Source organism: Streptomyces sp. CGMCC 4.7035 (genome assembly GCF_031583065.1).
GTDB lineage: Bacteria > Actinomycetota > Actinomycetes > Streptomycetales > Streptomycetaceae > Streptomyces > Streptomyces yaanensis.
In genome coordinates this window covers 4126792-4140521 of record NZ_CP134053.1, presented here as the reverse complement: position 1 = coordinate 4140521, position 13730 = coordinate 4126792, and the positions used below count along the sequence as shown (strand labels likewise).

The window sequence follows — 13730 nt, the reverse complement described above, 5'->3', positions numbered from 1 at the left end:
TGTGCAGACCTCGTCCACCGACGCAGGCGCTTTACGGATACGTGTAGGTGTTCAGGGTGTTCACCGCGGACGCCGGGTCGCCGAGGTCATAGCGGTCGACCGCAAGGTAGTTGGGCTTCTTGCGGGCGGCGGGCTGGCAGAACCGCTGGGCGCGGTCGGCGAGTTTGGTGTTGTCCGTCTGCGCCGTGGACGCGATCGTCGCGTCACGGAAGTGGTTCATGACGAACAGCGGGCGGAAGCCGGATTCGGTGCGGGTCAGCGGAATGTTGGTGTTCGCGTCGTACCAGCGGCTGTAGCAAGACCAGTTGGAGGAGCCGAGGCCCGAGCCCATGGACCAGTAGTTCTCCACCGTCCAGTCCTTCTGGTACATCACACCGAAGCTGTCGCGGGTGAGTCCGGCGGCCTCGTCCGAGGAGCGGCTGTGGTCGGTGAAGATCAGCAACCGGTGATCGGCGGCGATCAGATCGGCCAGCTTCGGCCAGCCGTTCTGTTTGACCCCCGTCCGGTCGGGCCGGTAGAGCACGTCCGACAGGCCGGTGACCCGGGCCAGTTCGCCGCGCAGGACGCCCGGGTCGACGTAGTCCTCCAGGAAGACGGTGATGAACTGATCGGGGTGCGCCTTGAGGAAGTCCACGATGCGCTGGACGTCCACCCACAGGGCTACGGGACGGCTGACGAGTGTGCAGCTGTTGTGGCAGAGGATCGCACCGTCGGAGGTCTGGTGGATGTCCAGCATGAAGCCCCGGACGCCGTCGGTGAGTTGCTGGTTGATGCCACGCGTCTGGTTGGGCACCAGGTTCACGAAGGGCGGGGCGAAGCCGCCGTCGACGCCGTTGGCGTACGCGTTGTGCGCGGTGAGGAACGTGACCTGGTCGAGGGTGCGCTGGTCCGCGGACGGCATGGGGCCGGTGGGCGACGTGACCGGGGTGAGGTACCAGGAGGCGAGGCCGCCCGAGGAGCCGATGACCAGCGGTGCGGGGTAGTTGGCGCCGGACGGCTTGGCGGCGACGGTCAGATAGCGCTCGGTTCCGGGGGCCTTGAGGGTGTACTGGTCACCGCCGGTCGGCGTGATGTCCCAGACCGCGTCGGTGCTCGTGCACGCCACGGTGCGGGCCTGGTCGCCGGAGCGACCGAGGCAACTGCCCGCGGTGTCGGTGCTTTCCAGCACGTACGAGGACCCGCTCGCTCTCAGGTTCCACTGCTGGTGGTCCTCGTTGCCCTTGGGGTTGTGCTGCTCGACGGCTCCCCCGTTGTCGGCCGCGTCGAGTCCGGTAGTGGCGCTCTGGACGTAGTAGGCGCCGGCGGCGGGGACCGCGGCGGACGCGGGGGACGGGGGAGCCACGACCGCGGCTGCCAGCGCGGTGGTCGCGGCGAGCAGGGCATGGGGGGTTCGCATGATGTCGCCCTTCGATCCAATGATGGTCAGGTGCATGACACCATGCCCTGCGAACGGGCATCAGCAGTAGAGGTTGCCACCCGGTGAAAACGTCGCCCTGTCACATCCCGGCGTCCCGCACCAACTCCTGTGGAAGGCAGCCCCGCCGAGCAGGCGCGGGGTGAGCGCGACCTGCACCTGGGTGGCGAGCGCGAGGTGATCAGGGCGGCGCCGTCGGAGGGGCGCAGCCCGGTGGCCGTCTCCGGACCGTGCCGCCGACGAGAACCCAGGAGCCGGCCTCGCGCAGCTCCCGGTGGAAGATCTCCAGGTCGCGGTTGATCCGTGCCACGCCCTCAGGCCCGGGCGGCACGCCCTCGCCCGGTTGCACGACGCTGAGCAGGTAGTACTTCATGATGTGTCCTCCCCGGCCGGCCTCTCACTGCCTGCACGAACGGCAGGCCGCCGGATCGACACCCGACACGACGAACCGGGAGATTCCTTCGATGACCGCCCCGCCGCACCCCCTCGTCTCCCGCGCCCGCCGGCTCGCCCAGGAGCTGCTCGCCCCGCACGCCGACCGGATCGACCAGGAGGGGATGCCCACGAGCCACATCGAGGCGGTCAAGGCGTCGGGGCTGCTCGGGCTGAACGCACCGACGGAGTACGGCGGTGCGGCCGCGCCGAGCACCGTGGCCCGGGAGACCGCGGAGATCCTCGCCGGGGCGTGCTGCGCCACGTGGTTCGTGCTGACGCAGCACTACACACCGGTGAAGCTGCTGGCGTCGTCCGACCTCCCCGCACGGGAGCGGTTGCTGGGTCCGCTGGCGACGGGAGAGTTGCTGGCCGGGATCGCCTACGCCCATGTCCGTTCCTTCCCCCGGGTCCCCGTGCGGGTCACGGCCGAGCGCGGCGGATGGCGCTTCGACGGCACGGTGCCGTGGTACACGGGCTGGGGCCTGAACGACTTGATGGTGCTCGCGGGCGTCTCTCCACAGGAGGAGGTGGTCTTCGCCTTCACGGAAGCGCGCGAACAGCCGGGGCTGAGCCCGTCGGCACCGATGCGGCTCGCCGCGCTCACCGCCGCGCGCACGGTGTCGCTGGAGCTGGACGGGCTGTGGCTGCCTGAGGACGCCGTCGTGCTGCGCACCCCGCGGGAGAAGTTCGCCCTGGTCGACCTGCCCCGGCCCACCAATGCCTCCCCGGCCGTCTTCGGGGTCGCGTACGCGGCGCTCGACCTGTTGGACGGCGCCCCGGACGCCGAGGAGACGGCGCGCTCCCTGCGCACCCGGCTCGACGAAGTGCGGCGGCAGGCGTACGCCCTCTGGGACCACCCGGTGCCGCACGAGCGGATCGAGGAGCGATTGGCGCTGAAGATGCGTGCCTACGACCTGATGCGCGCCGCCACGACCGCCGCGATCGTGAGCGGAGGCGGCCGGTCCATGGACCTGGGCAGCCGGGCCCAACGGCTGGCGCGCGAGGGGATGTTCCTGCTGGTGCAGGGACAGACGGCCGAGGTGCGCCGGGCGCACCTGGACCGTCTGTCGCACTGAGGCTCAACCCGCGAACGGCACCCGCGCCGGCCGATCCGTTCGCACGGTGGCGGCAGCGCGGGATCCAGCCCCCGGGGCCGAGGCCGGGCCCGTCACCCCCACCTCAGTACCGTGCTGACCTCTACACATAAAGAGGAAATAAGCGCAGAATGGACTTACGCGGCGCTTACCGCATACCGCATCAGACGCGGTCAGGCCTGCAGAGTCAAAGGAGACGAGTCAATGTCCGACGTCTCGCACCCCAGAGGTGACATCACCACTCACCCTGATGTACACGAAATGCGGGCCCGCTACGCCCGCATGCTCGGTGGTCGTGATGTGGCGCTCGTGGACGGACCGGTGTTTCTGCTCGGTCTGTACTGCGCCGCATCCCCGTGGATACTCCACTACACGACGAGCCAGCCGCCGCTCGTGACGCACAACCTCATCATGGGGATCGCGTTCGGGCTGCTGGCCCTCGGATTCACCAACCTGCCGGAGAGGATGTACGGCCTGAGCTGGGCCATCTGCGCGATGGGCGCATGGATGATCATTTCGCCGTGGATCGTCGGCACCAACCCCGACACCGGCGTCGTGATCAACAGCATCGTCATCGGCGCACTCGCCGTGGTGCTGGGCGCGCTGTGTGCGAGCGTCGCGGTGAGGAGCACCCCCCGCGCATAGCCGCCCCATTCCCCCGGTCACCGAGCACAGCGAGCACAGAAGGAACCCCTGTCGGCCGGTCCGCAGCCGCGGACCGGCCGACAGGTGCTCGCACGGTCCAAGCCACGCCACGTCAGCGGTTCGGCACCAGTCGATCGAACTTGTCGATCCACCGCTCCTGGATCTCATGGAGCGGCACCGCATTGAGGTAGTGCAGCTTCTCCCGCCCCCGCCGCACGGTGCTGACCAGGTCGGCGGCCTCCAGGACGGCCAGATGCTGCGTCACCGACTGACGTGTCATGTCGATGTGCTCGCACAACTCGCCCAGCGTCTGTCCGTCGCGCTCGTGCAGCCGGTCGAGCAGCCGCCGACGCGTGGAATCGGCCAGCGCCTTGAAGACCTGGTCCGTCCCGAAGTCGCCATCTGGTCGCACACAGACAGTTATGCAGGCAATTACTTGCATGTCAAGGACGGCCGGGGACCGCACACTGGCGCGGTGAGTCGAATCGTCAGTGCGTGGGTGACATCGGGCGAGGAGGTCCTCGGTGTCGCGGGCCCGTCAGCCGTGGACGTTCCGTGGTGGTCGGAGGTCGAGCCGGTCGTCGGGTGGTTGGAGGACCTGCTCGGGGTTCCGGTGCTGGTGCTGCGACTGCTGACCGTGGACGGTGGCGAAGGCGGCCGGGACGGCCATGCCACGTACCACGTCGAAGCGTTGGAGCGTCCGGCGCCCGGGCTGCTGGACCGAGGGCCCCTCGACGAGGACCTGTTGACACAGGACGACGAACTCCGCACGCCCTGGGCCCGCGTCGAGGGCCTGCGGGACCTCCTCGACTGGGCCGGCCGCACGCTGGAGTCGGCGGGACAGCCGGTGACCGGTCGCGTGGAGCAGCGGCGGACCTGGAACCTGTCGGGGCTGTTCCGGCTGCCCACCGCGCGCGGGTCCGTCTGGCTCAAGGCGACGCCGCGCTTCGCCGCCGACGAGGCGGCCGCCATCAGCGCGTTCAGGCGTGTGGATCCCGGACTGGTGCCGGCCCTCCTCGGCCAGGGTGATCGGCGGATCCTGATGGAGCACGTTCCCGGCGAGGACTGCTGGGGCGCGTCGGCCGAGACGGTGGCGGCGGCGATGGGGCGGCTCGTGGCGGCACAGGCGGCCCTGGCGCCGGACCGGCCCGCCGTGCTGCGGGACTGGCGCACACCCGTACTCGGGGCCCGGGTCGACGCCCTCCTCGACGGGCCGGTCGCTGCCGAGCTGACCGGCGAAGAGATGGCTGCCGTGCGGGACTTGGCGGGCCGTTGGCCGCAGCTCACCGCGTGCGGACTGCCCGACACGGTGGTCCACGGCGACTTCCATCCGGGCAACTGGCGCAGCGACGGCGGCCGCCCGGTCGTCGTCGACTTCGCGGACGCCTACTGGGGAAACCCGGTGGTGGACGGTCTGCGCGCCCACGACTTCCTCCCGGAGCCGGTCCGGGGGACGGCGGCCCGTGCCTGGGCAGACGCCTGGGCGCGACACGCACCGGGAAGCGACCCGGCCCGCGCCCTGGTGCTCGCCGAGCCGCTCGCCCATCTCATGTACGCCGTCCGCTACCAGGAGTTCCTCGACGGCATCGAGCCGTCGGAGCGGCCGTACCACGAGGGGGACCCGGTGACGGCCATCCGAAGGGCGGTGCACAGCGCACGGCATCCGAGCCCCTTCCTCATGGCCTCGGGGCTCACGTAACCCGGTGCCGCGACAGGGATCCACTGACGGGCCTTTGGCCGCCACCGGCCCGCCAAGGAACGTCATCCGAAGGAAGGAATCACCTCATGGATGACCTGCCGACGTTCGACCCTGGACGACCCGTGCTCCTCGAAGGTCTGGGGCTCCGGTTGCGCGAGTGGGCCGACGACGACGTGCCGGACCTGGTCGCGCTCTACGACGACCCCGAGATGGACCGGTGGACACCGGTGGCTTCGCCGTTCGGCGTCGAGGAGGCGCGCGCATATCTCGCCGCCGCGCGAAAGAAGCGGACGCAAGGACGGTCGGTACAGCTGGCCATCACGGCGGACGGCCTGCGGCCACAGGGCGAGATCCTTCTCTTCCGCAGCGCTGCCGACGAGCGTGACGTCGAGCTGGCGTACGGCGTCGGAGCCGCGTACCGCGGCCAAGGCCTTGCCTCCAGGGCCGTACGGCTCGCCGTCGGTCACGCCACCCGCGAGGCCGGCGCCCGCCGGGTGGTGCTGTGCATCGAGGCCGGGAACATGGCCAGCGAGGCCGTCGCCAAGTCCGCCGGCTTCGGACTCGGCGACGACGAACCCGTCATACGTGCGGCGAAAGGGCGCGAGGTGGTGCTCCGCACGTGGCACCGCACCCCGCACTGACCCGGACGGCGCCGGGGTGGCGGCAGTTCGGCGCCGGAGCCGACCCGCCGCTGCCGTCACCGGGCTCAGCTCACGCTGAGCGCCGTGTCGTCGATGACGAACGACGTCTGGAGGGTGGAGCCCTCCGTGCCGGTGAACTTGAGGGTGACGGTCTGCCCGGCGTAGCTCGCCAGACTGAAGCTGCGCTGGGTGTAGCCGCTGGCGGCGTTGAGGTTGGAGTACGTCGCCAGAGTACTCAGGACGGTCCCGGAGCTGTTGAGGACCTGGACCTTGAGGGTGTCGTACGCCGTGCTGGTCGAGGTCTCCGCCGTGTCGACGTGCAGATAGAAACTCAGGGCGGCGGTGGTGCAGGCGGACGGGATGGTCACCGACTGGGAGAGGGTGTCGGTGGTGGCGGTTCCATAGCCGTCGAGCCAGGCGTAGTACGAGCCCGTACGGGGCGACTCGCTGCTGGAGTTGGTGATGACACCGCTGCTGGCGCTCCAGGTGGTGGCGCCGGACTCGAAGCCGTTGTTGCCGAGGAGCTGGGCGGCGGTGCAGGTCGTACCGCCGCCCCCGCCACCGCCACCGCTGCTGCCGCTCGCGCCCGCGAGCCACTCGGTGGCGTTGAGGGCGAGGGCGGCGTTGGTGGCGCCGGAGTCGTTCCAGCCGTCGTAGAGCGTGTTTCCGGACTGGCCGGTGCCGTCGTCGATGGGCGAGCTGTCGCCCCAGAACGCGACACGGCCGCTGCCGAAGGTGCTGGTGGCGAAGAAGGCGCCGGTGTTGCCGGAGTAACCGGTGCGGTAGAGCAGGCCCTTGACGGCGGAGTTGTCGGCGGGCTTGAGCGTGGCGGTCGTACCGCTCGCGATGAGGCTCTTGGTGACCGTGCCGAAGGAGCCGTGCAGGACGGCGCTGGTGCTGTCACTGATCGCCGACGGATAGTCGGAGCTGATGCTCAGCGAGTCGATGGAGAAGCCGAACGGGTCGGTGGAGTCGACGCTGTTGTTGGTCATCAGGTCGTTCAGGATCTCGACCGCGTCCTCGCCGTCGTTGTTGCGGTCGGCGCCGGTGTGGTCGGAGATCATGAACAGGCCGCCGCCGTTCTTGACGAACGTCATGATGGCGGTCTTCTCGGCGGTGGTGAACAGTGTGTTGGGCTCGGGCAGGACGAGGGTGTCGAAGTTCGACAGGTCGGTCGTCGACGAGCCGCCGTAGGTGAGGCTGGAGCCCGAGGGCAGCGTCTTGAGGCTGTAGTTGCCGGTCTTCTGCAGAGCGACACCCCAGGACGACAGCGCACCCGTCCAGTCCGTCTCGGAGGACGGGGAGGAGTCCTGGCCGAGCGGATCGGGCTGGCTGGTGGAGATGATCCAGTCGGCGTTGCCGGCCGTCTCCGCGTGCGCGTTGTCGAACAGGATGCGGTGCGTGGTGGCGGCGTGGGCCGGGGTGGCGGCCGTGGTCGCCTGGACGGCGGCGGTGCCCGTGGCGAGCAGGCCGAACACGGCGAGAGCCGTGCTGACCCGGTGGCGGGATCTGGTCAGTCCGAGCATCCGGCGGACCTCCGTGTGGGGTTGGGGAAGGGGTCGGGAGCGGTGCGGGTGCCGAGTCTGCGCGCGTAGAACTCCGTCGTGGATCTGCGCGCGTAGAGTCTCTTCATACGCCACCCATGCGGCGGACTGTTGAACGGTACATGGCAGAACGGGTACTGAACAGGAGCAGACCCATCCGGTAGGCCGATGATTGACCCGGCATTGACCGGAGGTTGAAGCGGAACGGACTGTTGCCGCCGTGGGCGGGCACATGGAGTACTGCGGGGGCCTTCACCATAAGGGGCGGAGATGGAGATCTCGGGCATCATCAGTGCCATCGTCATCGGAATCATCATCGGTGTCCTGGGGCGGCTCGTCGTCCCCGGGCGCCAGCGCATCGGCATCCTGTGGACCATCGTCGTCGGCATCGTGGCGGCCCTCATCGGATCGGGGATCGCCGCCGCGTTCGGCGTGGCCGACACCAAGGGCGTCGACTGGATCGAGTGGCTCATCCAGATCGGCCTGGCGGCGCTGGGCATCGCGGCGCTCGACCGGGCGCGTGCCCGGCGCTGACGGCGCCTTTCCGTCGCTCCGAATTCCGTTGCGGGCCATGGTCCGTGGCGGCTAGGTTCTGCGGGCTTTCACCGTCCCGCCATGCCTCGCCGCCACGGAGCCCCCTTGCCGCTGCGCATCACCCCGCTGACCGATCCCGAGACCACGCCGTCGAGCCGGCGGCTGGCCTGGCTGGCCTCCGACACGGAGGGAGTGCCCGTCGGCTCGGCCTTTCTGCGCCTGTTCACGAAGAAGGGGCAGGACCACCTCGCCGAGCTGGAAGGGGCCGTGCACCCCGGTGAGCGGCGCCGGGGAGCGGGCAGCCTGTTGCTGGAGGCGGCCGTGGACGCCGCGCGCGCCGAGGGGCGGCGGTCGCTGATCGCCCAGGCCGAGTCGGACTCCCCGGGCGACCGCTTCCTGGCCGCGCGGGGCTTCGGGCGGGTGCTGGCGCTGACCTACGCACGGCTGCCGCTCGCCGGGGCCGATCTCGACCGGATCGCGGGCATCGCCGAACAGCCGCATCCCGGTTACGCGTTGACGTCCTGGGACGGCACGGTCCCGGCGGAGCTGGCCCACACCTTCGCGGCGTCCCGGCGCGCCATGGACGACATGCCGATGGGCGACACGGACTACGGGACGGTCGTGTGGGACGTGGACCGGGTCCTGGCGGCCGCGGCGGCGATCGCGCGACGCGGGGAACTGCTGCACACCATCGCCGCGATCGACACCGCAGACGGCTCCGTCGTCGGGTTCTCCGAACTCGTCGTACCCGGTGACGGCCGGGGCGACGCCCAGCACTACGGCACCGGCGTCCTGCCCGAGCACCGCGGCCACGGACTCGGCCTGTGGATGAAGGCGGAGGCGATCCGCCACGCCCGCGCACGGTTCCCCGAGCTGAGCGGACTGCTCACGGACACCGCGGACGACAACGCGCCCATGAACGCCGTCAACGACACGCTCGGCTACCGGCCCACGCACCGGGCGGTGGAGTACCAGCTGGACCTTTGACTGCTCCCCTCCCTGAAGGGAGGGGATTCCTGGCTCAGGCCGCCTCCTGGAGCAGCGCTCCAGGAGGTCTTACGCCGTCAGCACCAGCCGGGACCAGACCAGCCCGGACGAGCATCACGCGCGCGGAGTTCTTGTCCCTGGGGAACGCCCCTTTGCACGTGGTGCAGGTGTAGATGCGCTCCGACAGCGGCAGTGCGTGCTTGGTTCTCGCTCCGCACGATCCGCAGTCCATGGTGGTGTGCGCGGGATGCACCAGGCGGACATCGCGCCCGTGCTTGCGGCCCATCTCGATCAGGGCCTTCTTGGTGGCGCCGATGGCGGCGTCCGCCGCCTTGCGGGCCATGCTGGTCCCGGCCAGGAACTTCGGGCGGAAGTCCTCCACCGCGATCGCATCGTGGTCGGTCACAACCTTCTTCGCCCACTTACGGGCGGCATCCTGCCGCTGCCGGGCGATCTTCGCGTAGGTCTTCGCCCGCCACCTCTTCGCCTCGCGATAGCCCCTGGAGGCGGCCTGCCCCTTCTTCTTGGGTTTGCGGCGGGCCATCATGCGGTCGTACCGGGTCAGCTTCTGCCGGGCCTTCTTGCCGTGTGCTGCGTGCGGCAGGTCGTGAGCGGCCGAGGTGGTGGTGGCGGTCTGTGTGACACCCCAGTCGACGCCCAGCACCGCGCCGGTGGCGGGCAGGGGCTGGACTTCGGCGGGGACGACGAACGAGGCGTACCACTGCCCGACGCTGTCCTGGTACACGCGCACCGAGGAGGGCTCGGCGGGCAACTCGCGGGACCACACCACGGTCAGCACGATCCCGCCCGCCAGGTGCAGGCGCCCGTCTTTCAGCCGGAAGCCGCGCCGGGTGTAGTTCAGCGTAGGCAGCGCCTCGCGCTTCTTCTTGTGCTTCGGCATCCCGGCCCGGCGGTGCATCGGCAGCCGCTCCTTGATGTCCTTGAGGGCCTTGGCGCGGGAGGTGCCGAAGTCGCGGATGAGCTGCTGCTGCGGTACCGAGGAACCCTCGGCCAGCCACGGCGTCACTGCGCGGGCCTGGGTCAGCATCTTGTCCAGCCGGGCGGGGCCGCACTTCTCCCCGTCGGCGTGGGCCTTCTGGGAGCGGGCCACGCACTCGTTCCACACCCACCGGCACCGGTCCCACTCCGCCAGCAGCCCCGCGCGGGCCGTGGACGACACCCGCACCCGGTACGTGTACCGGGCATGCCCGACCCCGTCGACCCCCTTCACCGCCGCCATAGCCTCACCCCCGCCCCTTCCGGATCACCTGACTCCCGCCGAACGACCGTACGTGCGACACCCGCACACCCACACCAGGCTTCCGCCACGACCACCCCAACCGGTGAACAAAGGCACACCCGTTCACCTTCGCCCGGCTCCACCGGGCAGGCCGTACCGGCGCTCCGCGCCCCGGGGAACCGGATGCGGCGACGCTCCGCGTCGCCGTCACGGGGTGCGATTCCTCCCCGGCGTGAACGCCGGGGCCTCCTCGCAAGAGACCAGGTGCCCCCGATCGCTACGGGGAGACGTACGGCGTCGTCGTGGTGAGCGGCTCGAAGCCGAGGCGGGCCAGGATCGGGCGGCTCTGCCCGGTCGCGTCGACCTGCACGTAGCGGTAGCCGCGGGAGGCCGCGACCCTGGCGCGGTGGGCGACCAGGGACCGGTAGACACCACGGCCACGCCAGTCGGGGACGGTGCCGCCGCCCCACAGACCGGCGAAGCGAGTGCCGGGAACGAGTTCCAGGCGTGCCGCGCTCACCGGTTCTTCGCCCGCGAGGGCCACGACGGCGACGACGTTCTCCCGGTCGCCGGTGAGCTGGGCGAGAAGCTGGTGGCGAAGCCGGGTGCCGTCCGTACCGAACGCCTTCTCGTGGACGTCCGCCACTAGGTCGACGCCCGCCGCGTCGGTGACCGGCAGGACGCGAATGCCCTCGGGCGGTTCGACGTCGAGGGTCAGATCGACGACCTCGGCGACCATCAGCGTCTCCTCGGGCTCGGGCGTGAACCCGGCCGCCCGCAGCCGCTTCCCGAGGTCGAGCGGCAGGTCGTGCCCGTACAGCTTCCACTCGAAATCGCGGCCGAGTCCGGCGAAGTGGCGAACCTGTTCGGCGATCGCCGCGTCCGCGGTCGTCTCGTCCAGATCCGACCAGACGATCCCGTTCCAGCCGTGTGCGGAGCCGACCTGGCGCACCACCCGCGCGTCGCGTTCGATGCGGGCGCCGGAGCCGTCGGCACGGGCTCCCTCCCGCATGTCCCGGTCGTACAGGGCCAGTACCGCAGCGTGATCCATGCGCCAACTCCAGCACGGGAAGCCGGCGTCGGCAACGACAATTCCCTGCCCGTCGGCCCACGACGGTCCCGGCGGCTCGGTGGCCGGGCAGGCGGGGCACGGATGGATCCCGCGCAGTGGTCGCTCCCCCGCCCTGCGAGCGGGAAGAACTAGCCGAGTTCCAGGGTGGTCACCCCGTACACGCGCTCCTCGGCGAACGGCCTGACCGGGCCCGTGTACATGCGGGCCGTTTCGAAGGACGGGGTGAGTCCCGCGCGTTCGGCGAGGGCGACGGCGGCCGTGTTCGGCTCGGGTACGTCGATGGCGATCTCCTTGCCCGCCGCTTCGGCGGCCGACGCGGCGAACAGGGCCTCGGCGTCCTCGGCGGTGTCGGCGAACAGAGGTCCGATGCGCAGGGAGTCGCGGGCGGGACGGATCACCGCGTACCCGCTCAGGCGGCCGTGCTCGACGCGGACGAAGGTCCGGTGGCCGGAGGTGGTGAGCCAGTGCGCCAGGAAGCGGGGGCGGTCGGCGGGACAGCAGGCGCTGTCGTACGCCGCGATGGCGTCGGCGTCGGCCTTCTCGGCCGGGCGTACTCCGGGCGCCGCGTGGACGGTGGGAGCGGGTCCGGTGAACCGTACGGTGCGGTGGGCGAATGCGAAGCCGGACTGACGGTAGGTGTCCTGCTGCGCGACGACTCCGTCGAGACCGATCGTGCGGCCGCCGGCGTGGGCGAGGGCCGTCTTCCAGGTGGCCAGACCCAGGCCGCGGCCGCGCAGGTCCGGACGTACGAGATAGCAGCCCAGGAAGGCGTAGTCGGAGCCGTAGTTGACGACGGAGATCGCCGAGACGGGCTCCTCGGCGAGCCGTCCGATGAAGAAGCCCTCGGGGTCCTGGGCGAAGAAGGCCGGGCCGTCGGACAGTCCCGGATTCCAGCCCTCGTCCGCCGCCCAGCCGCTGATCACGGGCCAGTCGTCGAGCGTGGCCCGGGTGACGACGAGGTCTTCGGGACCCGCAGAGGTCATCGTCGCGCTCCATTCCGTTGGGGTGCCAGTACGGTGACAGGACGCACCGGCAGCATCCTTCCCGATCTCCGAGGCGTCCGCCACGCGATGACCGGCCGTCCCGGCATCCCGAATGCGACATCGAAAGACACGTGTCGAGGCGCTCGAAAGCGTTTTAGGGTGGGCAGTCATGACCATTGAACACGTGAGGCTGCGCCCAGTCACCGAGGACGACCTGCCCGTCATAGAAGGCTTCGTGTCGGATCGTGAGACAGCGTCTCCGTTCCAGTGGTTCGGCTGGTGGGACCTAGGGCGCTGGCGGCGCGAGTGGATGGAGAACGGTCTGCTCGGCGACGACCGGGGCACCCTCATGGTGGTGCGGGACGACGAGCGACTGGGCTTCGTCGGCTTCCGGAAGATCTGGCCGACCCGCAACTCCTTCTTCTGGAACATCGGCATCGGCCTGATGACTCAGGCCCGCGGCAAGGGCGTGGGCACCGAGGCCCAGCGGCAGTTGGTCGGCTACCTCTTCGCGCACACCGTCGCGGAGCGCGTCGAGGCGGACACCGAGGCCGAGAACATAGCGGAGCAACGGGCCCTGGAGAAGGCCGGGTTCACCCGGGAGGGGGTCCGGCGCAGCGTCGTGTTCCGTGACGGACAGTGGCGCGACGGGGTGCTGTACAGCATATTGCGGAGCGACATGGACGGGAGCGCCCCGCGCTGACATGGAGGCGTGCAGGGCCCCGCCGGTCGCTCGTCCGGCGGGGCCCTCCTCGACGCGGCCGGGTCGGCTCAGCGCGTGGCTCCCACCCGGAAACGGCGGTACAGGATCGTCCCGCCGAGCAGCAGGGCCGCGCCTCCCGCGAGCGCGGGCAGGGTCGCGTCCGCACCCGTGTGGGCGAGGTGGGCCACCTGCTGCGGGACGGGGTGCGGCAGGGGCGTGGGCGTGTGCGCCTTCGGCGGTGCGGCGGGGCGCGGAGCGGGGTGGTGGGGCTGGTCGCCCGAGGTGTTCGTCGACGTGTTGCCGGTGGCCGCGTTGCCGACGCCGACCACATTCACCGTGTTCCCGGTGACGTTCACCGGGACGTGGACCGGTAGTTGCACGACGTTGCCGGCGAGCCCACCCGCGGATTCCTTTCCGCCGCCGTGCGCGGAGGCGCCGCCCCCGGGAACTGTGCCCTGCCCCTGTCCGCTCCCCCGCGTGTCCCGGTTCTCGCAGGTGTTGCCCGCCGCCGGGTTGAGGAGCCCCACCACGTTCACGGTGTTGCCGCACACGTCGACCGGTACGTGCACCGGGACCTGGATGGTGTTGCCGGAGATCAGTCCGGGCGAACCCGCCGCGGTGCCGTGCGCCGCGGAGTCCGCGTGCGCCGGCAGCGCCGCCGCCATCGCGCCCGAGGCGGCGGCCGCGGCGATCAAACCATTTCGGGTAACCCGTTTCATCGGTTCCCTGCCTTCCAGAC

14 protein-coding genes and 1 pseudogene are annotated in these 13730 nt (G+C 70.6%); 7 read left to right on the top strand and 8 right to left on the bottom strand.

Features of this window, described 5'->3' with window-relative positions; genetic code table 11:
* Nucleotides 1–31 precede the first annotated feature (31 nt).
* Entirely contained in the window at nucleotides 32–1396 is a 1365-nt protein-coding gene (locus tag Q2K21_RS17790) for an RICIN domain-containing protein (protein ID WP_310771905.1), read from the bottom strand.
* A gap of 199 nt (nucleotides 1397–1595) precedes the next feature.
* A complete protein-coding gene (locus Q2K21_RS17785) occupies nucleotides 1596–1787 on the bottom strand; it encodes a hypothetical protein (protein ID WP_310771903.1) in 192 nt (63 codons plus the stop codon).
* Between the two features lie 91 nt (nucleotides 1788–1878).
* On the opposite strand from Q2K21_RS17785, the gene Q2K21_RS17780 reads away from it, so the two are divergent.
* Nucleotides 1879–2925, top strand: coding sequence for an acyl-CoA dehydrogenase family protein (locus tag Q2K21_RS17780; protein WP_310771901.1), 1047 nt, complete (start codon nucleotides 1879–1881; stop codon nucleotides 2923–2925).
* A 222-nt stretch (nucleotides 2926–3147) separates the two neighbouring features.
* On the top strand, nucleotides 3148–3588 hold the full coding sequence (locus Q2K21_RS17775) for an SPW repeat protein (protein ID WP_310771899.1): 441 nt from the start codon (nucleotides 3148–3150) through the stop codon (nucleotides 3586–3588).
* A 130-nt stretch (nucleotides 3589–3718) separates the two neighbouring features.
* On the opposite strand, the pseudogene Q2K21_RS17770 reads toward Q2K21_RS17775, so the two are convergent.
* Nucleotides 3719–4030 (bottom strand): annotated as a pseudogene (locus Q2K21_RS17770) (ArsR/SmtB family transcription factor); the annotation flags it as partial.
* A 33-nt stretch (nucleotides 4031–4063) separates the two neighbouring features.
* Between Q2K21_RS17770 and Q2K21_RS17765 the strand changes: the two are divergent.
* Together Q2K21_RS17765 and Q2K21_RS17760 are read left to right on the top strand one after the other, a co-directional pair.
* Nucleotides 4064–5287 carry an aminoglycoside phosphotransferase family protein gene (locus tag Q2K21_RS17765; protein WP_310771897.1) on the top strand — a complete coding sequence of 408 codons (1224 nt, stop codon included), beginning with the start codon at nucleotides 4064–4066 and terminating at the stop codon, nucleotides 5285–5287.
* An 86-nt stretch (nucleotides 5288–5373) separates the two neighbouring features.
* A complete protein-coding gene (locus tag Q2K21_RS17760; protein WP_310771895.1) occupies nucleotides 5374–5928 on the top strand; it encodes a GNAT family N-acetyltransferase in 555 nt (184 codons plus the stop codon).
* Nucleotides 5929–5993: 65 nt separating this feature from the next.
* Here Q2K21_RS17760 and Q2K21_RS17755 read toward each other — a convergent pair whose 3' ends face one another.
* Nucleotides 5994–7454, bottom strand: coding sequence for a hydrolase (locus tag Q2K21_RS17755; RefSeq protein ID WP_310771893.1), 1461 nt, complete (start codon nucleotides 7452–7454; stop codon nucleotides 5994–5996).
* A 288-nt stretch (nucleotides 7455–7742) separates the two neighbouring features.
* On the opposite strand from Q2K21_RS17755, the gene Q2K21_RS17750 reads away from it, so the two are divergent.
* Nucleotides 7743–8006: a GlsB/YeaQ/YmgE family stress response membrane protein gene (locus Q2K21_RS17750; protein ID WP_310771891.1), complete on the top strand. Its 264-nt coding sequence runs from the start codon at nucleotides 7743–7745 to the stop codon at nucleotides 8004–8006.
* Between the two features lie 81 nt (nucleotides 8007–8087).
* Complete coding sequence (locus Q2K21_RS17745; RefSeq protein ID WP_386275627.1) at nucleotides 8088–8993, top strand: GNAT family N-acetyltransferase; 906 nt, start codon at nucleotides 8088–8090, stop codon at nucleotides 8991–8993.
* A 34-nt stretch (nucleotides 8994–9027) separates the two neighbouring features.
* On the opposite strand, the gene Q2K21_RS17740 is transcribed toward Q2K21_RS17745, so the two are convergent.
* The 3 genes from Q2K21_RS17740 to Q2K21_RS17730 form a co-directional block, all read right to left on the bottom strand.
* Entirely contained in the window at nucleotides 9028–10233 is a 1206-nt protein-coding gene (locus Q2K21_RS17740; protein ID WP_310771889.1) for an RNA-guided endonuclease InsQ/TnpB family protein, read from the bottom strand.
* Nucleotides 10234–10510: 277 nt separating this feature from the next.
* Nucleotides 10511–11284, bottom strand: a complete 774-nt coding sequence (locus tag Q2K21_RS17735; RefSeq protein ID WP_310771884.1) for a GNAT family N-acetyltransferase — start codon at nucleotides 11282–11284, stop codon at nucleotides 10511–10513.
* A 149-nt stretch (nucleotides 11285–11433) separates the two neighbouring features.
* Nucleotides 11434–12288 (bottom strand): GNAT family N-acetyltransferase, encoded by an 855-nt coding sequence (locus Q2K21_RS17730; protein ID WP_310771881.1) that lies wholly within the window; start codon nucleotides 12286–12288, stop codon nucleotides 11434–11436.
* 169 nt (nucleotides 12289–12457) lie between these two features.
* Here Q2K21_RS17730 and Q2K21_RS17725 point away from each other — a divergent pair, with 169 nt between their 5' ends.
* Nucleotides 12458–12991, top strand: coding sequence for a GNAT family N-acetyltransferase (locus tag Q2K21_RS17725; protein ID WP_310771879.1), 534 nt, complete (start codon nucleotides 12458–12460; stop codon nucleotides 12989–12991).
* 68 nt (nucleotides 12992–13059) lie between these two features.
* On the opposite strand, the gene Q2K21_RS17720 is transcribed toward Q2K21_RS17725, so the two are convergent.
* Complete coding sequence (locus tag Q2K21_RS17720) at nucleotides 13060–13710, bottom strand: chaplin (RefSeq protein ID WP_310771877.1); 651 nt, start codon at nucleotides 13708–13710, stop codon at nucleotides 13060–13062.
* Between the last annotated feature and the right edge of the window lie 20 nt (nucleotides 13711–13730).